We start from the raw sequence: 25,751 nt of genomic DNA, 5'->3' as shown, positions 1-25,751 counted from the left end.
ACATGGTAGCGCTTTATTGTCTAATTAAAGGACTGAAAAAACCAAAAGCAAAGCTCGGGGGCTGCCTTTGGTTCATTCACTGACCGATAATTACATTTGATTTTTGCGAGCATCAATATGACTATATTTAGCTGATTCTTGATCAAACTTCTTCATAACAAACGGGCAACTTGGATATATTTTCTTACCTTCTTTTTCCATATCTGCAACCAGCTCATCTAATAGTTGTCCTGCTATACCTTTTCCTCTAAGACTATCAGAGGTAAAGGTATGGTTTGCAATCACCAACTTGTCATCGTCAGTGTCTCGATAAGTTATTTCTGCAAGTATTTCACCTTTGTCATCGCGTATGACAACCCCATGATCTTCTCTTAAAAACTCCATTTTAATTCCTCCAGTTTTTTGATATCTATCATGATACACCATTTATGTTTTGGGACAAAAAAATATGATCACTTCGCTTACTTATAAAGAATGATTTAAAAAATGAGTTTCTACTCGTTTTGATAAAAAATATATTCAAGCCGTTTATCTGGAATTATCCATAGCAAAGCGATTGCAACATAGATCACATAAGCTATTAAAGGAAGATATATAGCGAAGATCAAAGCAATTAAATAAGCTAAAATAGATCCTTTGCCCTTATAGTCTTTTCCTATCCGTTCAGCTAATTCTGAATCTCTGCCATTAACTCGGATTACTTCTGTTTGGAGAATATTATAAGATATCGCACACATCAATAATATTAACCCATAAAAGAAAGTAGGCAACTCAACAGACGGGTTTAGACCCATCCATTCTGTCGAAGTTGGAATTAAAGACATAAAAAAGAGCCAAAAAAGATTGCGCCATAAAATTTTACCATTTACTGTTTTTAATACGGCTAAGAGATGGTGATGATTAGCCCAGTAGATTCCTACATAAACATAACTTAAGATGTAGGCTAATAATGTTGGATAGATTTCCTTCAATCCGGCAAGATCTAAATTTTCTGGCGTTTTTAATTTCAAAACCATGATGGTTATTACAATAGCTAAGACCCCATCACTGAATGCTTCTACTCTACTTGTATTCATTCTATTATCTCCTTTTTAATACTGAGACATTAAACAAATTCCTCTTATTAATCTCAAACCACCACAAACATTTTAATTGTTTGTGGTGGTCTCTTATTTCGCCAAAGACGAAGTATAAATAGTCTATTAATGGTTTCTCAAAGTTGGGAATAAGAGGACATCACGAATCGATTGTGAGTTCGTTAATAGCATTACTAATCGATCGATCCCAATTCCCAAACCACCGGTTGGAGGCATTCCATGTTCTAATGCTTCTAGGAAATCTTCATCAACTGGTTGAGCTTCATCATTTCCAGCATCTTTTTCTGCCATTTGAGCTTCAAAGCGCTCTCTTTGGTCAATTGGATCCGTTAATTCTGTAAAGGCATTGGCATATTCTTTACCTACAATGAATAGTTCAAAGCGGTCAGTAAAACGAGGATCTTCTTCATTTTTGCGAGCTAATGGCGATATTTCAACCGGATGCCCGTATACAAAGGTTGGTTGAGTCAGAGTGTCTTCAACTTTCTCCTCAAAAAAATTGTTGATGATATGTCCTACTGATAAATCATGTTCTTGAACAGGAACTTGGTGTTCTTTAGCGAGTGCTTTAGCTTGATCTAAAGTCATTTCCTGCCAAAAGTCAACGCCTGTTTCCTCTTTAATTAAATCAACCATATGGCGGCGTGCCCATGGTGACTCGAGATCTACCGTTTTACCATCATACTCAAGAACCGCTGTTCCTAAAACTTTTTTGGCAACATGACGAATTAATCCTTCAGTTAAATCCATAATATCTGTATATACCGTATAAGCTGTATAAATTTCAATCATTGTAAACTCAGGATTATGGGTAGTATCGATCCCCTCATTCCGGAAAACTCGACTGATCTCATAAACCTTTTCCATTCCACCAATCACTAAACGTTTTAGGTGTAATTCTAAAGCAATCCGGAGATACAACTCCATATCTAGAGCGTTATGATGCGTAATAAAAGGTCTCGCTGAAGCTCCACCTGCTAAATTGTGTAACACAGGTGTTTCAACTTCTAAGTAATCACGATCATCTAAATAATGTCTCACTTCACGAATGATTTTAGAGCGGTTGACAAAACGCTCAAAACTTTCTTCATTGGCTATCAAGTCTAAATAACGTTGACGATATTTCTGTTCGATATTTGTTAAACCATGAAATTTATCAGGCAGCGGTCTTAATGCTTTAGTTAAGGGAATAAACTCTTTAGCTTTGACAGATAACTCACCAGTCTTTGTCTTGAATAAATTGCCTCGAACCCCCACAATATCTCCTAAGTCAGCTGCATTCCACCAAGTAAAAGCATCTTCACCTATTTGATCTTGGCGGACATAAATTTGAATTTTACCTTTCATGTCTAAGAGGTGAGCAAATCCGGCTTTTCCTTTTCCACGTTTTGAAACCATACGTCCAGCAATGGAAACTTCAATTTCTTCTTTTGCTTGTATATCTTCCTTAGAAAAATGATCGTACTTTTCAATTAAATCACTTGAGTAATCACTACGTTCAAAACCTGCAGCAAAAGGGTTAACTCCCGCTTCAGACATTTCCTGCATTTTTTGTCTTCTAACCACTAATTGGTCATTTAACTCTTCAAATTCTTGATTATCTTTGATATCAGACATCGGTTTTCCTCCTACTAGTACTTTATACTGTCTATTTCATTCTACATGAAGTAGGTTCATTTGTCATGGCTATAATAACCCTATTATTGCTGGTCTAAAATATCTCTTAAATCGGCTTCACTAAACTGGTAAACGGCATTACAATACTGGCAAATTACTTCTGCTCCCTTATCTTCATCTATCATTACTTGGATTGTCTTTGGGTCCAAAGCAGCCATTGACTGCGCAAATCGTTCCTTGCTGCATGGACAAGAGAATTCGACGCTTTGTTCTACAAGAATACGACTATTATTAGAGCCTACTAAGGAATCTAAAAGCTCTCTGATATCATCTGACCCATCAATAAGATCGGAAAGTGATCCTAAGGATTTAATTTTTGCTTCTAACTGATCAATCACTTCTTCCGAAGTTCCCGGTAACACTTGGATCATGAACCCTCCCGCTGACTGAACGGTCTCATCAGGATTGACTAGCACACTTAAACCAATCGATGACGGCGTTTGTTCCGATACAGCCATGTAATAAGTAAAGTCTTCACCGAGTTCGCCTGAAATAAGATCGACTTGGCCTGTAAAAGGATCGGAATCGGCGATATACTTACTAACTTTCAGACTACCAGGTAGTCCAACCGCACCGGCCACATCTATTTTACCTTTACTATTTAACTCTAAAGCAACTTTTGGATTGGTAACATAGCCTCTGATTCTTCCGTGCGTGTCGCCATCACAAGCAATTAAGCCTATTGGCCCACTTCCTTTTATTTGAACAAGGATACGGTCCTCCCCTTTTAGGTTAGCTGACAAAAGTGCAGTCGCAACTAAACTTCTCCCTAAAGCAGCTGTAGCGGTATGCCAAGTTTTGTGTTTTACTTGAGCTTGACTGACTAGTTCCGTCGCGTCAACTACATAGATGCGAATTTGATCATCAAAAGCGAGTGCTTTAATTAATTTTCATTTCATTTTCTTCCCTACTTCCTGATAAAATCTAAGATAAAAGACAGGCAAGAGCCTGTCTTCTAACATGCTTATTCGTTTTCTTGACTTATATCTGACTCTTTTTGAGGATCTTCTTGTAAAGATTTTTCCTTGCTTTCTTCAAAATCAGTCGGCTCTTCTACAGGTTCTTCTGACTCGCTTTCATCTGCTTTTGGCATTTGACCTGTTTCAAACAGAGCTTTAATTTGTCGCGCATCTAAGGTTTCTATCTCCAGAAGCTTTTCAGCAATTAAATTCAATTGCGCACGATGCTCATTTATAATGTGATAAGCTTCCATCAAAGCTTCGTTCATAATACGGTGAATTTCCTTATCAATTTCATAAGCTACTTGCTCAGAATAAGAAGTATGATCTTCTGTACCATAGCGGCGACCAGCAAATGGCTGACTATCGCTTTCGTACTGAACGGTTCCAATCGTTTCGGACATTCCGTAACGTGTCACCATGCTACGAACAATGGCTGTCGCTTGTCTGAAGTCATCGCTAGCACCTGTTGATTGATGGTTAAAGACAATTTCTTCAGCTGCTCGACCACCCAATAGACCTACGACTTGTTCAAAAAGTTCTTTGTAAGTCACGATGTACTGATCTTCTTTAGGTAGCATGATGGCATAGCCACCTGCTCGACCACGAGGAACGATGGTTACCTTGTGGACCGTACGTGCTTCACTTAAGACCATACCAATCACAGTATGACCTGCTTCATGGTAGGCCACTGTTTTTCTTTGTCGTTCAGAAACAACAGCATCTTTCTTAGCAGGCCCGGCAATTACACGGTCATGCGCTTCATCTAAATCGGGTGCTGTAATTTCTTTACGATTGAAACGAGCTGCAATTAGAGCGGCTTCATTCAATAAGTTTTCTAAATCAGCACCAGAAAAGCCTGGTGTCTGTTGAGCAATCACTTTCAAATCAATGTCAGATGCCAATTTTTTATTACGGGAGTGAACTTTCAATACAGCTTCTCTTCCTTTAACATCTGGGTTACCCACTAAAATTTGACGATCGAAACGCCCCGGACGTAAAAGCGCTGGGTCAAGAACATCGGAACGGTTAGTAGCAGCCATCACGATGACTCCTTCATTTCCTTCAAAACCATCCATCTCAACGAGTAATTGGTTGAGGGTCTGCTCACGTTCATCATGACCGCCCCCCATACCAGCACCTCTTTGACGACCCACTGCATCGATCTCATCAATAAATATAATCGCTGGAGCTTCTTTTTTAGCATTTTCAAAGAGGTCACGTACTCGAGACGCTCCTACCCCGACAAACATCTCTACGAATTCTGAACCTGAAATAGAGAAGAATGGAACACCCGCTTCTCCGGCTACAGCCTTAGCGAGTAAAGTCTTACCTGTTCCGGGAGGCCCTTCTAAAAGTACACCAGCGGGAATTCTTGCACCTAAGGCTGTAAACTTTTTAGGTTCTTTTAAGAATTCAACGATTTCAACTAACTCTTGTTTTTCCTCATCAGCTCCAGCAACATCAGAAAATCTTACTTTAACTTTTTGTTTGGAAACATCTTTTGATTTAGATTTACCAAAATTCATGACACCTTTACCGCCACCATTGCTAGCTTGCATCATGGTATACATTAAGAAAAAGCTAGGTATCAATAAGAGTAGAATGGGTAAGAAGTTGAGCCAGATTCCCGCTGAAGATTCTGGAATGGATTTATATTTAATTTCATTTTTTTCAGCAAGATCGGTAACTTGTTTAAGCATCGAATCATTTGGTAAAATTTCAGTTTCAAAGGCTTGCGTTTTACTGTCGCCCTTAATCACTTCGACTATTTTATCATCTGATTTAGACTCAGATTTTTGTGGTTGATATTTTCCTCTTACATGATATACTCCTGATCCAATTTGAATTTCAAATTCAGCTATTTTATCTGTTTCTAGCTGTCTAATGAATTCAGAAGTAGTTATCTTTTGGCTCGCTTTCATAAATGAGCCGCCATCTGTCATGAGGGTAAAGCCACCTAAAATAGCCAAACCGATTAAAATGTACGCTAATGTGTTTCGAAAGGGATTTCGAAAGGGATTTCGATTCGGATTTGGTTTTTGCATTCGCTTCTTTCTCCTTAACTTCAATTATTGATTAAGAATACACTTAATCTTATAAAAAGACAAATATACTGTTCAAATAGTCTATGAATAAATTTCAGGTTTTAATACACCGATATAAGGTAAGTTACGGTATTTTTGATCATAATCCAAGCCATAACCGACCACAAACTCATTAGGCACCTCAACGCCTACATAATCTACGGTAACGTCCGCTTCAATCCTACGCTCTGCTTTATCTAGGAGGCTACATATCTTAATTGAATTGGCTTTACGAAATTTAAGTAGGTCGATTATATATTTTAAGGTTCTGCCGGTATCAATAATATCTTCTACAATCAAAATATCTTTTCCTTCTACACTGTTATTTAAATCTTTTATTATTTTAACTTCACCAGAAGACTCTGTGGCTGATCCATAACTAGATACATCCATAAAATCGATCTCTACATAGCAATCCATCTGACGAATCAGATCAGCCATGAAAAGAGCGGCCCCTCTTAAAATACCAACCACAAGCACTTCTTTACCTTGATAGTGTGTAGTAATCTCTTTTCCTAAGCGTTGCACGGTTGCTCGTAATTCTTCTTCTGTTACGAGTATTTTTAAAACATCTTGTTCTAACATAGTGACTCCTTTTCTTTATCAAAGTGTATTTATGTATTTTAACATACTTATTATTTTTCTTGCACCCTTTTAATACATCTTTTGGACTAAGAGATAGTGTGTGATGTTTTCTGGCTTTTGAGGCTGATATTTCGAGGAACTTTGATGACCAATCATCCAGATCACTTCATTATCATCATTAACAATCAACCAGATTCGGTCTCTCAAAGAGGAAGGAATCTTATCGTCAATCAATATCCTTGATATTTTTTTATGATAAGAACCCTTACTTGAATTTAACTCAATCAAATCCCCATCTTGTCGGTGACGTATGTGAAAGGCTGGCGTTCTTTTAAATCCTGACAAATCAAGAGCCAAAAAATCATCTACGGCTTTTCGCATTTGATTATTGACAAAAGCGCGATTAAATAATCCAATCCACAAGCCATTACCAAGACTAAACCACTTGTTGTTAGATGATAAATCCACTCGGTAATCAGACAGTTGGGGCAGCTTTCTTTCTTCTGGCTCAATAAAGATATAATTATATTCCCTCCGTGATACCCAACCTGGTGCTAAGTTGAAGCGGTAGTTAGGGTTTTCGGTGTTTAAGATCTGGTCTAGCAAATGATTGATAGCCTCTTTATCGTATTGACCCGCCACCTCAATGAAGCGTTCCTCAAAAAAGATGGTCAAAAAGACTTCGCGAAATTCATAGGAAAGATTGCGCCATTTCTCTACATCTAGAGCCCAACGTTTAGCCTCCAGTTTAGCTAGAAGAATAGGTTCTTCTTTCATATAGGTCTCATAATGGGCTTGGTAAGAAGAAGTCAATTGCTGCTGCATGGCAAACAAATTATTGTAAAATTGAGGGTTCTCAAGTTCGATTTGTGGTAAATATTGTTGGCGAATCCGATTTCTTAAATATTCTGTCTCTTGATTACTCTCATCTTCATAGTACCTGATTTGATGGGCCTTGGCATATCGATATAGATCCGCTTTTCGAAAATTGATTAAAGGACGCATCAAAGCGGTCACCGTTACTCCATTATTAGTCGCTTTCATTACTCTTTGATAATTATCGCGTATGCCTGTTAAGCCCTTCAAAGAAGTGCCACGAACCATACGCATGAACATTGTTTCAACCGCATCATCTAAATGATGGGCTGTCATCAAGCAATCACCTTGACTAGCGTCTAAGACATCCGCTAGAAATTGATAGCGCGCCTGTCTGGCATTCGCCTCAATATTAGACTTACTAGGACTTTCCCACTTTGAAACGAAGTAAACTAAATCATGCTTTTTAGCTGTTTCTACAACGAGGGTTTGTTCTTTGTCATGAATTTCTGGTGACCTCAAACGATGATTGAAATGGGCCACCACTAACTGCCGATCTTTATATTCATTTAATTGAACCAATTCAATCATTAAATGCAAGAGCACCATCGAATCGACTCCGCCAGAGATAGCCAAGACAATTGTTTGGCACTCTTCCCAACTCGGCCATGATTCCACTTTGTTTTTAAATTGTCGAAAGGTTGCTTCCATGGCTTCCCACCTTTACTTCTTTCAAAATAAAGACTGCAAACAGACATATAAAAGTCTATTGCAGTCCGTTTAATATTATCGATTAGCTTCGACGTCCGCCACGTCCGCCGCGTTTCCCTTCAGTATTACGCTTGAGCGAGATCAAACGGTCTTCACTATCTTTCAAGAAATTACTCATTAATTGATCAAAATCATCATTGCTTTTTTGAGCATATTTACCTGAAACATTTTGATTAGGATAAGAATTACCCTTTCCTTGTGGAACTTTAGGATATTCTTGATGAAAATTACGGCGAGGCGCCTCTTTAGGCTTGCGGAATTTGGCAGTAGATCCGTCATCATTTCTTTTATCGTGAGAGGAGCTTGCTGGTTTATCGACAGCTTGACGAATGGATAAGCCTATTTTTCCGTCATCAGCAATCGAAACAACCTTCACTGTTACTTCATCACCAAGAGATAAAACTTCGTTGATATCATTTATAAACCCATCCGATATTTCACTGATGTGTACTAAGCCTGATTGATTATTTTCCAACGCTACAAAGGCTCCAAAGTTCTTAATTCCTGTAACCTTACCTGTAACTTTTTGTCCTACTTCTACCGCCATAAACTTCTTTTTCCTCCTATAATAATACTATTAATTAATTACCTTTTATTGTTCACTTGATTCTTCTTCAATATCAAAAATTATTTCATTATCTTTTGAAAAAAAATAATCTTTGCGAGCTATCTTAGCAATGTATTCTTTATCTTTTGATAGTTCATATTCTGCTTTGGCTTGTTTATTTTTTTCTATAGAATCTTTCAAACTTACTTCTGCTTGAACTAATTGATTTGTAACTTCTTTATGCTTTTGAAAGCTTTGAAAAAGCGAAAAAATAGATAAACAGGTCAAAAAAACGCCTACAATAGGTATCATGTGTTTAGAAAATCGACCCTGTCTGCTTTTTTTAGAAGCTTTTAATGGACGATTAGTCTGATCAAAAGGTAAGATTTTTCGATTGGGCTGCTGATTATTTTTTTCATTCAATTTTTTCACCACTCTCTCATTTTTGAGTATAGCAGTAATTTAATGAGAATGCACCCTCTAATCTTTGGATTTTGGTTTATTTTTCAATTATTTCTTCACCGATTAATTCATACATCTTGGCCGCATCTTCTTTTTTAGTAGATTCTTGCAATTGCTTAACCTTAATGACCATCATTCGATTGCCAAACGTAATTTTGATTTCATCTTCAACTTTCACCGTTGAACTCGATTTGGCGACTTGCCCGTTAATTTGAACGCGCCCTTGGTCAGCTACTTCTTTGGCGACGGTTCTTCTTTTAATGATCCTTGAAATCTTTAAAAACTTATCTAAACGCATCGATAAACACTCCTTTTTAGTTTAATGCTTGATTAAGTTCATTTTGACGATTCTGATAGTTGAAATAAACTTGATTTGCTTGATCTAATAATTTTTTTAAAACACTCAAAATTTCGTAACTTTTCAAGCCCTGAATCGTTAATTTTACTAGCATTCGGTCTTTGGGCTTAGTTATCACTTCTCTAGCTTTAACATCTTGCAAGGCCTCATAAATATTAGGACCATAGAAAAACTGAGTGGCTTTCTCATCAAAAGTTAAAATGACATACTGGTGTTGCTTTTTAATAGTTAAAACACCAATTTGATCAGCTAAATGACGAAGTAGCGCAATATCTAATAGATCTGCTACTTGGTCAGGATACTCCCCATACCGATCAATCAATTGATCTTGTACATCCCGATATGATTCAAAGGAATTAATCTGCTGGATAGCTTTATAGGCTGCAATTTTTTGACGTTCATCTTCGATATAGGTTGCTGGTAAATAGGCATCAATGGCTAAATCGATTTCCGTTTCACTCTGTTCAAAAGCCTTTTGGTGGTTCTCTTTACCTTGTTTTTTATCAACTGCTTCTTTGAGCAATTGAGAATATAAATCAAACCCAATGGAATCAATAAAGCCTGACTGTTGAGCTCCCAAGAGATTACCTGCACCACGAATTGAAAGATCGCGCATGGCTATTTTAAATCCAGACCCTAATTCCGTGAATTCACGGATGGCATTTAAACGTTTTTCGCTCACTTCACTTAATTGCTTCATAGGATCATACATTAAATAGGCATAAGCTAAACGATTAGTTCGTCCGACTCTTCCCCTAAGTTGATAAAGCGTTGATAATCCCATTTTATCTGCATGATCAATAAATAAAGTATTAGCGTTGGGAATATCGACACCCGTTTCAATAATCGTAGTCGTGACTAATAAATCATAATCCCCTTGGACAAAATCATAAAGCACATTTTCCAATTCGATCTCACTCATTTGACCGTGAGCAACTGCTACACGAGCCTCTGGTACTAATTGGGCTAATTCTTCCGCCCGATGGTAAATAGTAGCTACGCGATTGTAAAGATAAAAGGCTTGTCCGCCTCGAGCCATTTCACGCTCTAACGCCGACTTAATAGCACCCTCATCTCGTTCCATCACATAGGTCTGTACAGGGTAACGATTGCTTGGCGGCGTCTCAATCACAGACAAATCTCTTACGCCGATCATTGACATATGTAGCGTTCTAGGAATCGGGGTCGCCGTGAGAGTTAAAACATCTACTTGAGAGCGTAACTGTTTTAAGCGTTCTTTATGCTTTACTCCAAAGCGCTGCTCTTCATCGACAACTAATAAACCTAAATCTAGAAAGGCAATATCTTTCGATAGAATCCGATGAGTCCCGACCACTATTTGACAGGCTCCTACTTTAAGATCTTTAATCGTTTCCTTTTGATTAGCTTTGCTGACAAAACGACTTAACATTCTTATCTCAAAGGGATAGTCCGCAAATCGCTCCATCAATGAATTATAATGCTGCTGAGCTAAAATGGTAGTTGGTACGAGAAAAGCAACTTGCTTACCATCCATGACCGCCTTAAAGATCGCTCGCATTGCCACTTCAGTTTTCCCATAACCGACATCACCAATTAAGAGACGATCCATCGGTCGTTCTTTTTCCATATCTTTCTTTATTTCCGAAGAGGCCTGAAGTTGATCAGGTGTTTCCACGTAAGGAAAGGCATTTTCAAATTCTTGTTGCTCTGCACTATCTTCATTGAAGGCAAAGCCCTTTTCTTGCTCGCGTTTTGCATAGAGCTCAATCAATTCATCAGCTATATCCTCAATTTTACTGGAAACTTTTTGTTTCGTTTTGGTCCACTCGGTACCACCTAAACGATGAATCTTAGGTGTCTTTGCCTCTCCAGAGGAAACATATTTTTGAATCAAATGAAGTTGATCAATCGGTACCATGACTTTAGCGTTATTTTGGTATTCTATGACGAGTAAGTCACGATGTGAGCCAGCAATCTCCATTGTTTCCATTCCCGTATAACGACCAATACCGTGATTAATATGAACCACATAATCACCGGTTTCTAATTCATTATAGGATTTAATCCGTTCTGCATTGGATAACTTTTGCTGTTTAATCACTTTCTTTTTTATGCGATTAAACAACTCTTTTTCAGTTAATAATACCCATTTATCATTTGGCAGTTCAAACCCCTGATTGAGATTGCCTACCAAGATATTGATTTGATCTGGTATAAATTTTTCGTCTTTTTGAAGATGAACAGGTTCAATTTGATACTCTGCGAATAATTGACGAATTTTTTTAGCCCGCTTTTCTGATTCAACAATTAACTGGATTTTTTGACCCTGTTTTAACCAATGATCCATTTCAGCCTTAATTAATGGCATTTGATGGTAAAAAGCATTCATTGTGCGATAAGAAAAATGATGAATACTCGCTAAAGTCTGTTTCCCCATACTCTTTTGAATAAGGTCAAAAAAGACAACTTGATGATGACTTTCTTTTATTTGATTGAAAGCTGATAACTTTAAGTTTTGATTGGGAAATAGGTGACCCTTCAAGGTTTCTTGCTCGATCCAAAATTGATCGTGTTCCATTAGTTGAACTTCTTCTTGTTGTATCTTAGAAAATTCATTAACGATCAAGCGACCTGTTGAATGCATATAATCTAAGATAGAGTGTCCGACTGAATCATGGAAACATAGAAATGCTTGATGCTTATCCAGCGATTGATCATGATCTAGACCTTGAATTTGTTCTCCCATAAATTGTTTTATTTTTTGTTTCAATTCGGAATCTTTAATTTTTTTACTTGCTACTGTTATCTCTTCAATTAATTGATCCTTAATATTATTTTGTTGTCTTTGGGTAAACAAGACATCGACCGCTGGTTCAAGCTTAATAGATTGCAAGTTTTCTTTTGAAATCTGACTTTCGGCATCAAAGTACCGAATTGAATCCAATTCAACGTCAAAAAAATCCAACCGAATAGGGGAGGGATAATTTAAAGGATAAAAATCAATAATGCTTCCTCTGACAGAGTATTCACCCGGAGCCATAACCATTGATACTCTTTGGTAACCTAATTCAAAGAGAACGTTCTCTAGAACATCTCTCTCAATTTCATCACCGATGGCTAATTCTAATTGATTGGCTAGCCAGTCATTAATGGGTGAAAGGCGTTTGCGAATCCCAGCTACATTCGTTAATATAATTGCTGGTTCTTTACTTAATAGAGCTTGAAGACACTCTACTCTTTGTGCTCTACCTTCTAAAGAAGCTGTTGAATACTCTAACGCTAAACTTTCCTCTGCAGGAAAAGAATAAATGGCAACGTTAGGTAAAAGACTAGAAAGATCTTCCAACATTTGCATTAAGTGGTTCGGATTGCTTTCAATTATCAGCATTTGACTAGGAGCTTTTTGGTAAAGTTTTGCGATATAGATCGCTTTCCCACTTCCGTCCAGACCCGTTACTAAATGGGGAAGAGAGGAATTATTAGCCTTATTAATTGTCTGGATACTTTGACTAAAGGCTGTAGTTTGCAACTTATCTAACATTGAATCTCTCCTTCTACATCCAACACAAAAACATGAAGCAGGAAACACCCTTGCTCCATGGATTATTTTCTATTATATTGATTCATTACTTCGCTGTACGACTTTCCATGCACCCAGTCAATTAAGGCATCCGCCGCTTGATCAATGGCTTGAGTCACTAGCGGTAAACTTTCTTTGTCAAAAGGGGCTAAAACATGATCAACCACTTTCCATCCCGGATGCGGCCGTCCTATACCCACCCGAATACGTTTAAATTCACTCGTTCCCAACATGTGGATGATTGATTTCATTCCATTGTGTCCACCAGCTGAGCCTAGCTCGCGTAAGCGAATACGTCCTGGTTCTAGATCTAGTTCGTCATATACTACGACTAAATCGTCAATTGCGAGTCCAAAATAAGACATAAAAGGTAAAACTGCTTGCCCTGAATTATTCATATAGGTAAAGGGCTTAACTAAAAGAACTTTATCGGATTGAGAATGCCAGATAGTAAAATCTGCTTCAAATTTTTGATCGGTAAAACTTAGACCTTCTTTATCTACAAGTCGATCAAGCACTTCAAATCCTGCATTATGCCGCGTCCCTGCATAACGCTCACCAGGGTTACCTAGTCCAACAATCATTTTCACGCACGACACCTCCATAATATATGCAACTCATTATACCATAGCTCATCTTACAAAATAAGAAAGAGCCTTACCAAGCAGACAGTAAGCCTCTTAAAATAATTATTCTCTAAAATTCAATTTGTACCGCATTGGTAAGTATATCACGGTAAGAAAATGATACACGATCCACATTATCTTCTTCATCTAGGTCAACAATAAAGATTGATCGGTAAGTCTCAGCAAGTGTTCCTCGACGTTCCCGCTTTTTTTTGCGCCCCATCTGAACAGTCACAATAATCTCTTCTCCAACTCTACCATCAAGCATTGACTTGATTTCAATCAGGTCTTTTGGCATCTTATCACCTCGCACCTCATTATACCATAAATTGCCAAATTTCACAATATAACATAAGTGACTAAATTTTTCAATAAGTTTATTCTGTTATTTTTTTTCATTAATAACTAAATAAAGTTTGATAAACTCATCTAAATTTAATGTTTCTGCTCGGCGACTTGGTTCCATATTGACTTTTGCAAAATAATCCTCTAATTGTCCAGGATCTATTTCTTGATAATATGCTTTCAGATTATTCCATAAAGTTTTTCTTCGTTGCTTAAAACAAGCTTGCACAAATTTTTGAAAAGCTTCACTGTCGTCTAATTCGTAAGGATTTTTCTCTAACTTTGTTAATTTTAGTACTGCCGAATCCACGTTCGGTTTAGGAATGAAGACGGTTCGCGGAACAATGAAAGCTAACTCACTCTTCATTTGCAGTTGAATCGCCACCGTCAGTGAATTATAAGCCTTGGTTCCTACTTGAGCTGTCATGCGCTCAGCGACTTCTTTTTGCATCATCATTACCAGGCTATGAAAAGGTAATTGACTCGCTAATAAATGCATAATAATAGGGGTGGTAATATAATATGGAAGATTAGCTACGACAACTAATCGCTTGGCTTCATGTAAAAAGTGGTAGTCTTGATGGTTAAAGTCTACTTTCAAAATATCTTGATGGATTACCTCAACATTTTTATAAGGAGATAATGTCTCTTGTAAAATATTTACAAACCGTTGATCGATTTCAAAAGCTAGCACTCTCTTCGCGGATAAAGCTAAGAACTCTGTTAAAGCTCCAATACCAGGACCAATTTCAATAACAATCGTCTCATCATCCACTTCAGCTACTTCAATCAGCTTTTGCAAAATTTGGGGCTCAACTAAAAAATTTTGTCCGAGACTCTTTTTCATTTTGATATTATAACGCTTCATGATTGCACTCGTTCGACTAGGCGTAGCGATAAATTTTTCATTTAAGTTCTTGGTCATTAGCTTTCCCCCCTTCTAAAACTTGGATAACTTCTTCGCGTGTAACTTGATATTTGGCCATCTGCTTTTGTAATTGCTTAGCATTTACATGTCCCAAGTTGAAATGATCAGCTAGTTTTTGACGCAAAAGTTTAGCCTGATCGCTTCCAGCTAACCCCAAAGCTACAAGCTCAGACATAGGAATAGGTTTAAGCTCTGCTTGAAAAGACATTTGTGTTACTTTTTTTAAGGCTGTTTGAATGGCTTCAGCACTTGCATGTTCTATTCCTAAAGAATCTTTTTTTCGGTGTGAATTGGCTGCTTCTTGACTCAAAAAAGCTTCTTTAACCGATGGAACTTCGGCACGAATAATTCGACGAATTCGCTCTCCCGGATAATCAGGATCTGTAAAGACAATTACGCCAAACCTTTCATCAGCATCTTTAATTCGCTTTATTATCGCGCTGTCAATAGCCGATCCATTCGTTTCAATGGTTTTAATGGCTGACCCAAATATTTGATTTAAGCGCTGGGTATCGGATTTTCCTTCTACTACAACTACTTCCTTGGGCACTTCTATTTCTCTCATTTTAATTTTCCTCTTTCGGTCGCCATTTGAATAGAGCAAAGGCATTCTCACTTGTAATTTGAGCGATTTGATCTACTGAAAGTTTTTTTAGCTGAGCTAATTGTTCAGCGACATACTTCACAAAAGCTGGTTCATTTTGCTTTCCTCTCATTGGCACAGGCGCTAAATAAGGGGCATCTGTCTCAATCAACAATTTATCTAAAGGTGTGATTAAAGCCGCCTGTCGGACTTGATCAGTTTTCTTAAAAGTAAGCACTCCACTAAACGATAAATGCATGCCCAAATCCAAAAAGCGTTTAGCTTCTTCTGGTCCTTCACCAAAAGAATGCATAATCCCTCCGGCTTCGGGTACTCCTTCTTCTTTTAAAATGCGGTAGCAATCTTCTGTTGCTTCGCGATTATGAATTGTAATGGGTAGATTATGTTCTTTGGCAATCGCTATTTGTCTTCTAAAAAATTTGATTTGAATATCTTTTGGTGATGTGTCCCAATGGTAATCAAGACCAATTTCTCCTAACATTTTTACACGGTCTAATTCTAACCAAGCATGTAAATCGTCTTCAAATGCTTGATCATAATAAATGGTTTCAGTTGGATGACAACCGACTACACTAATAATATTCTCGCAATCATGGCTGAGCGCTAAACTTTGATCAATGGTCGGCCGGTCAAAACCAACAACTGCTAAGTACTCCACGCCTGCTTCTTTCGCCTTTTGCAAATATTCACGTTCTTTCCCCTGAAATTGGGAGACGTTTAGATGTGTATGTGTATCAAATAATTTCATTCTTTTCCTCTCCAATCTCTAACATTTTATCATATTTTGTTTTAAACAAACAAAAAGTCATTATTGACAAAAGAAAAAGGACAAATGTACCCACTTGCCCTTCTTTATCAAATTTTTTAACCGATTAATGATCCATTTTCTGCTTGGTCCGGTGCAAAAACTAAATGTAATTCCTTGCCTGACTCAGCAGATAAAATCATTCCTTGACTAATGTAACCCATCATTTTTCGCGGTTTAAGGTTCGCCACTACTAAGACTTTACGTCCTACCAATTCTTTGTAATCAGGATAATATTTTCGGATGCCAGATAACACTTGACGGTGTCCTTCATCACCAGCATCTAAACGAAAACGCAAAAGTTTATTTGACCCTTCCACCTCATCAACGTCAATGACCTCCGCTACTTTAATTTCTGTTTTGATAAAATCTTCAAAGTCTAGTTCAGCTGTCTCTTCAAATAGTAATTTTGTTGCTTCGGGATCCCAAGTAGGATCTGAAACCTTTAATTTTTCAGTTGACACTTGATCATTCCTTTCTGGTGTCATAATTTTTTGTAAATAATCAACTTCTTCTTCCACTTCTAACCGAGGGAATATGGGTACCCCTTTACTAATCACCTGAGCAGATTGGGGAAATTGACCAAAAGTTAAGTCGGTTAAATCCGAATTTATTTCTGAGTTTATCCCTAATTGTTTAAATATTTCAAGTGGTGCTTCCGTCATGAATGGACGCAATAAGTGGCCAACAAGGCGCAAGCTTTCAGCTAAATGATACATCACAACTGCCAAGCGATCTTTTGTTTGTATATCTTTGGCCAAAACCCATGGTTCTGTTTGGTCAATATACTTATTAGATCTTGAGACGATAGCCATTATAGCATCAATTGCCTTATCAAAAGCCATTAATTCCATTTTTTTACGATATTCTTCGATATGAGACTCAACATATGTTCTAAACTCTTTATCTAAATCATTTAAATGACTTACGCCAGCCGGCACCTTTCCTTCAAAATATTTATTCATCATCGCCACTGTACGATTGAGTAAGTTCCCTAGATCATTGGCTAATTCTGTATTAACCTTCTTAACAAAGTCTTCAGGTGTAAACACTGAATCATTGCCCAGACTCATTTCTCTCAATAAATAATAGCGCGTTGCATCTAAACCATAACGCTCAATCAAAGTTTCTGGATAAATGACATTGCCTTTAGATTTAGACATTTTGCCATCTTTCATCACAATCCAACCGTGAGCATAAATACGTTTTGGCAACGGAAGATCTAAAGCCATTAATAAAGCTGGCCAATAGATCATATGGAAGCGCGAAATATCTTTACCTAAAACGTGAATATCGGCTGGCCAATATTTCTTAAAGGCTTGATCATTCTGACTACCATAACCAAGTGCGGTAATATAATTTGAAAGAGCATCAATCCAAACATAAATCACATGCTTAGGATCTGATTTAACCGGGATACCCCAGGAGAAAGAAGTCCTAGAAACTGCCAAATCTTCAAGCCCTGGCTTAATGAAATTATTAATCATTTCATTTTTTCTAAATTCCGGCAAGATTACTTGTTCCGCGGATTCATAATATTCAATTAAACGATCAGCGTATTTATCCAATCTAAAGAAGTAAGACTCTTCCTTAACGAGTTCAACCGGATGACCTGAAGGCGCAATCCCTCCAATCACTTTTCCTGCTTCGTCTTTAAAAACTTCTGCTAATTGTGTTTCAGTAAAGTACTCTTCGTCGCTGACAGAGTACCAACCGGAATATTCCCCTAAATAAATATCCCCTTGATCTAATAATTGATCAAAAATTTTCTGAACCGCTTGAACATGATGGTCATCTGTTGTCCGAATGAAGTGATCATTGGTAATCTCGAGTTTTTTCCATAATTTTTGAATTTCTTCAGCCATTTTATCCACATACATCTTTGGTTCCAAACCTAAATTAGCAGCTTTTTGTTCAATCTTTTGACCGTGTTCGTCAGTTCCAGTCAAGAAATAAACATCATAGCCCATTAAACGTTTATAGCGCGAGATAGCATCAGCAGCCAAGGTGGAATATGCATTACCGATATGCAATTTACCACTAGGATAATAAATCGGTGTTGAAATATAAAAAGTTTTTTGTTCGGTCACGGATGAGTGCCCCTTTCAAGTAAATTATCCTCTCTATTATAGCATAGTTTAAAGGTAGGCTCCCTCTATAATTTTGCACAAAAAAAGAGTCAGTTTCCTGACTCTTTGTATTATTATAAAACTCTTACCGCAAATGATGGGGTAAATGATGAAGTGTTAGAATAGCCCAAAGGTGTTCCCGGTTGAGATGCATGGATATAGCTTCCACCACCAGTTGCTAAAGCGACGTGATAAGTAGCTCCAGGACTTCCCCAGAAATATAAATCGCCAGGTTGAGCTTCTTCTACTGAAATTCTAGTTCCCGCATATTCTTGCGCTCCAGTCCATCCACCTATTTCCATTCCATAAGTTTCTCTGAATACATATTGGACAAATCCTGAACAGTCAAATCCTGATGGCGATTTACCACCCCAGACATAAGGGATTCCAATATACTTTTCTGCATTTCCAATTAAAGATCCTGTATTGTAAGATAAATCTGGTGTTTGAACTTCCTCTTCTTGTATCACTTCTTCACTTGTTTCTACAATTTGAGTTGTTTCTACCGGTTCAACGCTTGTTTCGACAACTTGAGTGGTTTCTACTGGCTGAGCACTTGTTTCTACAATTTGAGTTGTATCAATCGGTTCAGAGCTTGTTTCTACAGCTTGGATTGTTTCTACAGCTTGCTCACTTTCAATTGTTTCTAATGAACCCACAGCCTCAAAAGAAGGCTCTTCTGTTGGAAGTGCTTCCTGACTTGTCTCAATCGTTTCTAATGGTGTTTCTACTGTTGTCACAGCTTCTTCGGTTGATTCAGGAGTTACAACTTCATTAGTAACTTCTGTATTTTCAGTAATTTCAACTTGAGCGGCAGCTTCAAATGCTGCTGCCTCTGCTTCTAAAGCCAAACGCGTTTCTTCAGCTAATTCAGCTGCTCTTGTTAATTCAGAATAAGCCACCTCGGCAGATGCTGTTTCAACTTCCAGATCACCTTTTAGGGCCTCTAAACTAATCATTTTATTTATTTTAGTAGTCTTGGCTTCTTCGGTTGCTGCTTTTTTAGCTTCAACGCTCGCCATATCTTCTTTCTGGCTATTTAATAAATCTTTATTTGAAGAAACCAACTTAATAATCACGTCCATACGCCCCACAAATTCAGAAAGTGATTCTGAAGAAGCGAGAACATTTAAATAGTTAGTTGTTCCGCCGTTTTCTTGAATAGCAATGGCTTGTTCTGCAATCAATTCTTGACGTTTATCAATCATTTCTTGCAACTCATCGATCTCTTGATTTAAAGCTTCAATTGTCTCGTTATCTTCCACAATAGAATTTTGAAGTCCTTCTGCTTCTTCTTTAATTGATTCTATCTGATTGTATGAATTCACTAGCTTAGCGTATAACTGAGCTTGCTCACCATTTAAGTCATTTACTTGATAAGTTGTATTTGAATTCATCTCATCACTATTTTGTGCATAAATTGGTGAAGTGCTTACCGCTGAAAGTACAAGCGATGAAGTTAATAATGTGGTTACTAACCTTTTGGAAAAATTCATTTTCATACTTATTAGCTCCCCTTTGATCTTTTGCATAGTTTATATATATAACGATTTTCTTTCTTAACAAGAATGATCTTACCATATTTAAAGTAAAAAAAGATCGTTTTAGCGGATTCGTATAGGACTTGTAACACAACTGAAACATTAACAGCTTTGATTAATTAAATAAATCCATAGGATAAACCTATGGATTTTAAGCTCTACTTTATTAGGATAAGGTAACCAGTGTATAGTTCTTCTTACCCCGTCTGACAATAATATATTTTTCTCCGATGGCATCACTTTGACTTATTTCATATTGAAGATCCGTTATTTTCTCTCCATTTATCAAAATTGCTCCATTGCTAACAAATTCTCTAGCTTCTCTCCTAGATTGAACAATACCCGTCTCAACTAGCCACACTACGATATCCATTGGTTCTTTCGATGCGTTGGCTTGTGGCATATTTTTAAAGCCAGCCTCAATTTGATGCATATTTAAGTCTTGTACATTACCAGTAAATAATGCTTGCGTTATTTTTTCTGCTTCTTCTAAGGCGTCTTGGCCGTGAACAAATCGGGTGATTTCTTCAGCTAAACGGCGTTGACCATTTCTTAGATGCGGTTGATTAGCCACTTCTTGCTCCAATATCTCTATTTCTGATTTGTCCAAAAAAGTGAAGTACTTCAAATATTTGATCACGTCTGCATCCGCTTGATTTAACCAAAATTGATAAAATTCATAAGGGGTTGTTTTTTCTGGATCTAACCAGATCGTTTCTCCACCTGCTGATTTGCCAAATTTAGTTCCGTCTGACTTCAACATTAAAGGGATAGTCAAACCATAAACTTCAGCTTCTGGTCCTTCCATTCGATGAATAAAATCTAAACCCGCTGTAACATTACCCCATTGGTCGCTTCCTCCTACTTGCAGTTGTACATCTTGACTTTTAAAAAGATAGTGGAAGTCGATGGCTTGAAGGATTTGATAAGAAAATTCTGTAAAAGAAATTCCATGCTCTAAGCGACTTGCCACAACATCCTTAGCTAACATGGTATTGACATTAAAATGCTTACCGTAATCTCTAAGAAATTCTAACAATGAAATTTTGCTTAACCAGTCAAAATTATTCATTATCTTAAAAGAATTTTCAGTTGCATCCCCTTTGAAGAAAAGTTTTTGCATTTGTTGTGTTAATTTTTTTGCGTTTTCTTGAACAACTTCCATCGTTTGTAGGCTTCGCTCGCTTGTGCGACCAGAAGGATCACCGATTGATCCAGTTGCGCCCCCTATTATAACAATGGGTTGGTGACCTGCTAATTGAAATCTTTTTAAAACCATAAAAGGAATTAAATGCCCTATATGCATGGAATCACCGGTTGCATCTACTCCACAATATAGGGTTACTGGCTTCTTAGCTAATAATTTGGCTAGCCCCTCTGGATCAGTCTGCTGGTTAATTGCGCCGCGCCATTCTAAATCTTCTATAATTGACATTTACTTCACTCCCAGGATTTCTTTCTTTTTAGTATAATTGGTCGACTAGTATCTTGCAAGCCTTGTTAGGACCAAGCATTGGGACTCCAAGCGCTAGAATCTAATTGTCCTCTATTTTGATCAATTCGTTTTTCTTGTTCTTTTAGAACTGCTAATGCGACAGTTAAAACGGCTTTACTCGGATAGTCTTTGCAGTGATTTAACCATTTTTCAACATGCGCTTGAAACATTTCAGCTTCTGACATTTTATCACCTTCTATTCTTCATCCAGAAATTTTAATTCTTTTAATTCATCCGCTTGTTCGTTAATTTTTTGAATAAACTGATCGAATACTAATTGATCAATTGGATCTAGATTGAGTTCAAGTCGGTTCAACTCATCTAATAAAACTCTCACCTTATCTTCCAGTGAATTAATTCTTCCCATTTTTATATAAGTAACATAGTCAATCAACAAATTGTTTTTTTCTGCTTCGGTTAAATAATGAAATTGTGAAATTACAAAAGGAGGGAGGTATTTCATAGCGAAATAATTTGACCAAGCATAATAAGGTGATAATAATTCCGATAAAGTGACTCCCACGCGCTCGCCTGGTTGAAAACTTTCACGTTTTGATCCGACCGTCAAAACGATTCCAAACTCTTTCTCTCTGAGTATTTTTTGTGTCTGTTTAATATTCAATTGATCATCAAAAACTTGATCCATCCATATTTTAAGAATCGCAGGAGCTTGGTACCAATATAAAGGAAATTGAAATAAAATACGGTCATAATTAGCCAGTCTAGCTAGCTCTTCACTTGATTTGAAGCTTCCTTTTTCATGCCACTCACTAGTTAAGTCGACATAATCAATTGCAGTCAACGCTTTGCCACTCGCTAATAAAAACTGTTGGCTAGATGAATTAGCTAAGTGATCATGGGCAATATAAGATATGACTCTCATTGGATCCCTCCTATCATACTGACGTCTATTTTAACAAAAAGCACTTCATCTTCCAACGCTCTAACTTCTTATCAAAAGGAGTCAGCATGGAGATTGAAGTGCATAAGAGCGATTAATAATCACTGTTATTATAATAATCTGCTGTTGCTTCAGGTTCATTTGGTTCTGGTTCAACCGGCCCTGGGCTTTCTTGTGTATTTGTGGTCGGAGGATTGGGATCTGGGTTGGTCCAAGAGTTTTCTGGCTCCTCATAATAGTAGTCATTTGAAGATGTCTGAGTATCTTGGGGAATCGTTTGAGAAACTTCTACCGATTCAATTGTAGATGCTTCAACCACTTCAAATAAATCTCTATTTTCTTCAAGTGCATCGGTTAAACGCTTCGATGGCTCTACTGAAGTAATAACCAGCTGATAGTATTGTGGAACATTTTTAGCTATTTCCGCAACCTTTTGGATCATTTTAGCCGTATAGTTATCTGCTCTCTTATCCATTTTTTTATAGAGTGAAGGCAATGAATTCTGGACTTGTAAAAGTCGCTGATCAAATTTATGCATCGCCTGGGCAATTTTCCCAATATTGCCATCTACAATTTCGATTTTTTCAACCGCTTTAAAAAGTGTGTTTAACTCTTCAACCTCATCCATACTTCCCTCTACACGGTCAATTAAGCGATTAACTGATTTTTCAAAGTTGTCAAGTTCAATTGGAACCTCGTTTTCTTCATCCATTTTCTCTATGAAATAGTACTTATCCTTCACCTCAAGAACCGTTTCCTTTGTTAAATCTTCGCGAATCATCAGCTCTTCATTCACTTGATTCCCTCGAATGGCCTCTTCTGTTCCTTGGAAGAAATCGTTGACTGCTATTTGTGCTTCATAACGCAATTCAATGTCTTTTAACTGATCAAGAAATTGATTTTTTACGCTAGTAGATTCATTCAATTTATTTATTTCTTCTTGGATAGGTTTCATCATTTCTAGATTGAGAGTCTCTGACAGGAAATCTTTTTGGTCATCAAAATACAACGCATCAATCTGAGTTTGAATTTCATCTTTAGTGTTAATTAATTCACTATTTGATTTTTGCACATGATTTGCTTTTGAGCTCAAGTCAATATAAGCATATAAAGAAATTACCCCCACTAAGGCTAATATCAATATCATAGATATGATAACTTTCAGTGTTTTACCCACTTTAGCGGCCTCCTTTTTGATATTAATCTTCGTATTCTTTAACAAAGACACATTATAGCTTATTTAGTTGGGCGGGGCAATAATATTGTAAAAACAGACCCTTTTCCCACTTCACTTTCAACCTCTATTTGACCATCGTGAGCTTCCACTAAAGATTGAACAACAGCTAGGCCAATACCCGATTCACCAAATTTCGTATTTTTTCTTGAAACATCTACCTTATAGAACCGCTCCCATATCGAACGAATTTGGGCTGTATCGATCCCGATCCCATGATCAATCACTTTAATTTGTGATCCTTCCTCTACCATTGATGCCTCTATTTCAATTTCACTATCTTGCGAAAATTGGATAGCATTGGTCACTAAATTAATCAATATTTGCATAATGCGGTCATAATCAGCCCATAAGGTGAAGTCGTCAGAAACTTTACTCTTGATAAGATTATTCTTTTCATCTGCTTTCACTTGCAGCTGCGCTTTTATTTTTTCAAATAATTCTTTTGTATCTATTTCTACTTTTTTCAAACTGATTTGCTTGTTACGAATTCTTTCGTAATCTAAATTTTCATTGACTAAGCGCGTTAAACGTTGGGTTTCAGAGTGAATAAGCTCCAAACTACGATCCACTTGATTTTCTGGGATCATGTTATATCTTAGCCCTTCCAACAAACCACTCATCGTTGTTAAAGGCGTTCGCATCTCATGTGCGACATCCATCATAAATTGTCGTCTTAGAGATTCTTGTCTTTCAACCTCAGCCTCATATTGAACTAGAGAATCAGCCATTTTTTGGAAGTCCCTAGACAAATCAGCAAATTCGTCATTACCTTTTGTATTGACTTTAATTTCATAATTTCCAGAGGCAATCTCTTGACTGGCCTTTTGCAAATGTTTTAATTTATTAGTTTGATAGATCGAGAAGAAAACACTTATTCCTATCCCTGCAATTCCGGCTAGTGAATAAGCAAACAGCACCTTCTCTTGCATAGCTGTTACTTTTTCTTCTAAATCTTCTAAAGGGGCTCCAAGGCTAATAAAACCGGTTGGAAAGCCCGCAACTTGATTTTCTTTTAAAGGAATATAAACTGTGGCCATTTGCAACTGGGTATCCGGATCAATGTATCTTTGAGAGTACCTTAATCCAACATTCACCCCTTTTGCAATTTGTTCAAGATCTTCTTTACTTAATTTAGAGCCAAAGCGTTGATCATAGGTTGGATAGATAATCCGTCCATCAGACAAGTTGACTTGAATAATAATTTTCTCACTGGATAACAATTGAGAGGCACGAACCAGATCTTCTCTAGAAAAATAATTATCAACTATGTTCTCTCCATAGCGTAGTAGCTGCATTTCCCTATCTTCATATATTTTCTTTTCCATATACTCAGAAATACGATAGGCAGATACCGTTAAGGCAGTAAATAGTACAATTAAAAAAACAACAATTTGCTGCCACAAGAACTTCATAATTAATCACCTGGTTCTTCAAATTTATATCCGACACCCCAGACCGTTTGAATAAGTTGAGGGCCATATCGCTCGATCTTTTGTCTTAGCTTTTTAATATGCGCATCAACGGTTCGCTCATCACCAAAGAAAGGATCTTCCCAGATACTTTTTAGAAGCTGCTCGCGCGTAAAAACTCTTTTAGGATGCTTAGCAAACATCACAAACAAATCGAATTCCTTAGGCGTTAAACTATCAATCATTTCGTCATGATAATAGGCTTCACGAGTAGAGGTATTGATTTTAACTGTCTTCGTTTCAACGTCAAACTTATTTTCTAGTGAATTGGTTGATTCTGTAGGAACAACTTGAGCGCGACGGTGAAGTGCTTTCATTCGCGCTAATAGTGTCAAGGGACTGAAAGGTTTTGTGACGTAATCATCAGCTCCCATTTCTAACCCAATCACTTGATCGCTTTCTGAATCCTGTGCCGTCAACATTATGATTGGTGTTTCCTTAGAGATTTGTCTAATTTTTCGGCAAATGGTCATTCCATCCATAGAAGGTAAGTTTAAATCTAAAATAACGATATCCCAAGCGTTGGGTTGACTCTGATAGGCTTCAAAACCTTCTTTCCCATCTCCATGGAAGCTCGCTTCGAAATTCTCTTTTTCAAAAAACATTCCCATCATTTCACAAACTGATTCATTGTCCTCAATCATCAATATTTTCATTCGTCTTCCCCCTTTGACCGATCTTGTTTCTGTGGTTCTATTATACACAAATGTCATTATAAGAAACACTAAATGATTCCCACTCCGTCTCAGG

24 protein-coding genes are annotated in these 25,751 nt (G+C 37.2%); all 24 read right to left on the bottom strand.

Features of this window, described 5'->3' with window-relative positions; translation table 11 throughout:
* Positions 1–90 precede the first annotated feature (90 nt).
* The 24 genes from HF969_RS04450 to HF969_RS04335 all read right to left on the bottom strand — a co-directional run bounded on the left by HF969_RS04450 (position 91) and on the right by HF969_RS04335 (position 25,657).
* On the bottom strand, positions 91–384 hold the full coding sequence (locus HF969_RS04450) for a GNAT family N-acetyltransferase (protein ID WP_090289532.1): 294 nt from the start codon (positions 382–384) through the stop codon (positions 91–93).
* A gap of 110 nt (positions 385–494) precedes the next feature.
* The gene (locus HF969_RS04445; protein WP_090289533.1) at positions 495–1,076 is read right to left on the bottom strand and encodes a TMEM175 family protein; all 582 of its coding nucleotides are present in this window, start codon (positions 1,074–1,076) and stop codon (positions 495–497) included.
* A 126-nt stretch (positions 1,077–1,202) separates the two neighbouring features.
* Positions 1,203–2,714: a lysine--tRNA ligase gene (gene lysS / locus HF969_RS04440; protein ID WP_090289534.1), complete on the bottom strand. Its 1,512-nt coding sequence runs from the start codon at positions 2,712–2,714 to the stop codon at positions 1,203–1,205.
* A gap of 83 nt (positions 2,715–2,797) precedes the next feature.
* Positions 2,798–3,658 carry an Hsp33 family molecular chaperone HslO gene (gene hslO / locus HF969_RS04435; protein WP_168427165.1) on the bottom strand — a complete coding sequence of 287 codons (861 nt, stop codon included), beginning with the start codon at positions 3,656–3,658 and terminating at the stop codon, positions 2,798–2,800.
* An 80-nt stretch (positions 3,659–3,738) separates the two neighbouring features.
* A complete protein-coding gene (ftsH, locus tag HF969_RS04430) occupies positions 3,739–5,781 on the bottom strand; it encodes an ATP-dependent zinc metalloprotease FtsH (RefSeq protein WP_090289535.1) in 2,043 nt (680 codons plus the stop codon).
* Positions 5,782–5,862: 81 nt separating this feature from the next.
* A complete protein-coding gene (gene hpt, locus HF969_RS04425; RefSeq protein WP_090289536.1) occupies positions 5,863–6,405 on the bottom strand; it encodes a hypoxanthine phosphoribosyltransferase in 543 nt (180 codons plus the stop codon).
* A 69-nt stretch (positions 6,406–6,474) separates the two neighbouring features.
* Positions 6,475–7,932, bottom strand: a complete 1,458-nt coding sequence (gene tilS / locus HF969_RS04420; RefSeq protein ID WP_090289537.1) for a tRNA lysidine(34) synthetase TilS — start codon at positions 7,930–7,932, stop codon at positions 6,475–6,477.
* Positions 7,933–8,014: 82 nt separating this feature from the next.
* Positions 8,015–8,539, bottom strand: coding sequence for a S1 domain-containing RNA-binding protein (locus HF969_RS04415; RefSeq protein WP_090289538.1), 525 nt, complete (start codon positions 8,537–8,539; stop codon positions 8,015–8,017).
* Positions 8,540–8,584: 45 nt separating this feature from the next.
* Positions 8,585–8,971, bottom strand: coding sequence for an FtsB family cell division protein (locus HF969_RS04410; protein ID WP_143406548.1), 387 nt, complete (start codon positions 8,969–8,971; stop codon positions 8,585–8,587).
* Between the two features lie 67 nt (positions 8,972–9,038).
* Positions 9,039–9,299, bottom strand: a complete 261-nt coding sequence (locus HF969_RS04405; RefSeq protein ID WP_090289539.1) for an RNA-binding S4 domain-containing protein — start codon at positions 9,297–9,299, stop codon at positions 9,039–9,041.
* A 16-nt stretch (positions 9,300–9,315) separates the two neighbouring features.
* Complete coding sequence (mfd, locus tag HF969_RS04400) at positions 9,316–12,882, bottom strand: transcription-repair coupling factor (protein WP_090289540.1); 3,567 nt, start codon at positions 12,880–12,882, stop codon at positions 9,316–9,318.
* Between the two features lie 62 nt (positions 12,883–12,944).
* Positions 12,945–13,511 (bottom strand): aminoacyl-tRNA hydrolase, encoded by a 567-nt coding sequence (gene pth / locus HF969_RS04395; protein ID WP_090289541.1) that lies wholly within the window; start codon positions 13,509–13,511, stop codon positions 12,945–12,947.
* Between the two features lie 106 nt (positions 13,512–13,617).
* Positions 13,618–13,845 (bottom strand): Veg family protein, encoded by a 228-nt coding sequence (locus HF969_RS04390; protein WP_090289542.1) that lies wholly within the window; start codon positions 13,843–13,845, stop codon positions 13,618–13,620.
* Between the two features lie 87 nt (positions 13,846–13,932).
* Complete coding sequence (rsmA, locus tag HF969_RS04385) at positions 13,933–14,817, bottom strand: 16S rRNA (adenine(1518)-N(6)/adenine(1519)-N(6))-dimethyltransferase RsmA (RefSeq protein ID WP_090289543.1); 885 nt, start codon at positions 14,815–14,817, stop codon at positions 13,933–13,935.
* Positions 14,798–15,385, bottom strand: a complete 588-nt coding sequence (gene rnmV / locus HF969_RS04380; protein WP_090289544.1) for a ribonuclease M5 — start codon at positions 15,383–15,385, stop codon at positions 14,798–14,800. The genes rsmA and rnmV overlap by 20 nt, the downstream gene beginning before the upstream one ends.
* Position 15,386: 1 nt before the next feature.
* The gene (locus HF969_RS04375; protein ID WP_090289545.1) at positions 15,387–16,172 is read right to left on the bottom strand and encodes a TatD family hydrolase; all 786 of its coding nucleotides are present in this window, start codon (positions 16,170–16,172) and stop codon (positions 15,387–15,389) included.
* A 116-nt stretch (positions 16,173–16,288) separates the two neighbouring features.
* A complete protein-coding gene (gene metG / locus HF969_RS04370; protein WP_090289546.1) occupies positions 16,289–18,319 on the bottom strand; it encodes a methionine--tRNA ligase in 2,031 nt (676 codons plus the stop codon).
* A 113-nt stretch (positions 18,320–18,432) separates the two neighbouring features.
* On the bottom strand, positions 18,433–19,860 hold the full coding sequence (locus HF969_RS04365; protein ID WP_090289547.1) for a C40 family peptidase: 1,428 nt from the start codon (positions 19,858–19,860) through the stop codon (positions 18,433–18,435).
* 205 nt (positions 19,861–20,065) lie between these two features.
* Positions 20,066–21,334 (bottom strand): tyrosine--tRNA ligase, encoded by a 1,269-nt coding sequence (gene tyrS / locus HF969_RS04360; RefSeq protein ID WP_090289548.1) that lies wholly within the window; start codon positions 21,332–21,334, stop codon positions 20,066–20,068.
* Between the two features lie 65 nt (positions 21,335–21,399).
* The gene (locus HF969_RS04355) at positions 21,400–21,579 is read right to left on the bottom strand and encodes a hypothetical protein (protein WP_090289549.1); all 180 of its coding nucleotides are present in this window, start codon (positions 21,577–21,579) and stop codon (positions 21,400–21,402) included.
* A gap of 11 nt (positions 21,580–21,590) precedes the next feature.
* The gene (locus tag HF969_RS04350) at positions 21,591–22,277 is read right to left on the bottom strand and encodes an NAD(P)H-dependent oxidoreductase (RefSeq protein ID WP_090289550.1); all 687 of its coding nucleotides are present in this window, start codon (positions 22,275–22,277) and stop codon (positions 21,591–21,593) included.
* 112 nt (positions 22,278–22,389) lie between these two features.
* Positions 22,390–23,472, bottom strand: a complete 1,083-nt coding sequence (locus tag HF969_RS04345; protein WP_090289551.1) for a hypothetical protein — start codon at positions 23,470–23,472, stop codon at positions 22,390–22,392.
* A 59-nt stretch (positions 23,473–23,531) separates the two neighbouring features.
* Positions 23,532–24,944: a sensor histidine kinase gene (locus HF969_RS04340; RefSeq protein ID WP_090289552.1), complete on the bottom strand. Its 1,413-nt coding sequence runs from the start codon at positions 24,942–24,944 to the stop codon at positions 23,532–23,534.
* 2 nt (positions 24,945–24,946) lie between these two features.
* Positions 24,947–25,657, bottom strand: coding sequence for a response regulator transcription factor (locus tag HF969_RS04335; protein WP_090289553.1), 711 nt, complete (start codon positions 25,655–25,657; stop codon positions 24,947–24,949).
* Positions 25,658–25,751: the final 94 nt, after the last annotated feature.

Origin of the sequence: Facklamia miroungae, from assembly GCF_012396555.1 — a bacterium.
GTDB lineage: Bacteria > Bacillota > Bacilli > Lactobacillales > Aerococcaceae > Facklamia > Facklamia miroungae.
The sequence above is the reverse complement of the archived record's forward strand: the minus strand, read 5'-3'. Positions and strand labels throughout refer to the sequence as shown.

Bases quoted from the DNA above. Each gene is read 5' to 3' on its own strand.
- HF969_RS04450 (WP_090289532.1), bottom strand. From the start codon at position 384: ATGGAGTTTTTAAGAGAAGATCATGGGGTTGTCATACGCGATGACAAA.
- HF969_RS04445 (WP_090289533.1), bottom strand. From the start codon at position 1,076: ATGAATACAAGTAGAGTAGAAGCATTCAGTGATGGGGTCTTAGCTATT.
- lysS (WP_090289534.1), bottom strand. From the start codon at position 2,714: ATGTCTGATATCAAAGATAATCAAGAATTTGAAGAGTTAAATGACCAA.
- ftsH (WP_090289535.1), bottom strand. From the start codon at position 5,781: ATGCAAAAACCAAATCCGAATCGAAATCCCTTTCGAAATCCCTTTCGA.
- hpt (WP_090289536.1), bottom strand. From the start codon at position 6,405: ATGTTAGAACAAGATGTTTTAAAAATACTCGTAACAGAAGAAGAATTA.
- tilS (WP_090289537.1), bottom strand. From the start codon at position 7,932: ATGGAAGCAACCTTTCGACAATTTAAAAACAAAGTGGAATCATGGCCG.
- HF969_RS04415 (WP_090289538.1), bottom strand. From the start codon at position 8,539: ATGGCGGTAGAAGTAGGACAAAAAGTTACAGGTAAGGTTACAGGAATT.
- HF969_RS04405 (WP_090289539.1), bottom strand. From the start codon at position 9,299: ATGCGTTTAGATAAGTTTTTAAAGATTTCAAGGATCATTAAAAGAAGA.
- mfd (WP_090289540.1), bottom strand. From the start codon at position 12,882: ATGTTAGATAAGTTGCAAACTACAGCCTTTAGTCAAAGTATCCAGACA.
- HF969_RS04390 (WP_090289542.1), bottom strand. From the start codon at position 13,845: ATGCCAAAAGACCTGATTGAAATCAAGTCAATGCTTGATGGTAGAGTT.
- rsmA (WP_090289543.1), bottom strand. From the start codon at position 14,817: ATGACCAAGAACTTAAATGAAAAATTTATCGCTACGCCTAGTCGAACG.
- rnmV (WP_090289544.1), bottom strand. From the start codon at position 15,385: ATGAGAGAAATAGAAGTGCCCAAGGAAGTAGTTGTAGTAGAAGGAAAA.
- HF969_RS04375 (WP_090289545.1), bottom strand. From the start codon at position 16,172: ATGAAATTATTTGATACACATACACATCTAAACGTCTCCCAATTTCAG.
- HF969_RS04365 (WP_090289547.1), bottom strand. From the start codon at position 19,860: ATGAAAATGAATTTTTCCAAAAGGTTAGTAACCACATTATTAACTTCA.
- tyrS (WP_090289548.1), bottom strand. From the start codon at position 21,334: ATGTCAATTATAGAAGATTTAGAATGGCGCGGCGCAATTAACCAGCAG.
- HF969_RS04355 (WP_090289549.1), bottom strand. From the start codon at position 21,579: ATGTCAGAAGCTGAAATGTTTCAAGCGCATGTTGAAAAATGGTTAAAT.
- HF969_RS04350 (WP_090289550.1), bottom strand. From the start codon at position 22,277: ATGAGAGTCATATCTTATATTGCCCATGATCACTTAGCTAATTCATCT.
- HF969_RS04340 (WP_090289552.1), bottom strand. From the start codon at position 24,944: ATGAAGTTCTTGTGGCAGCAAATTGTTGTTTTTTTAATTGTACTATTT.
- HF969_RS04335 (WP_090289553.1), bottom strand. From the start codon at position 25,657: ATGAAAATATTGATGATTGAGGACAATGAATCAGTTTGTGAAATGATG.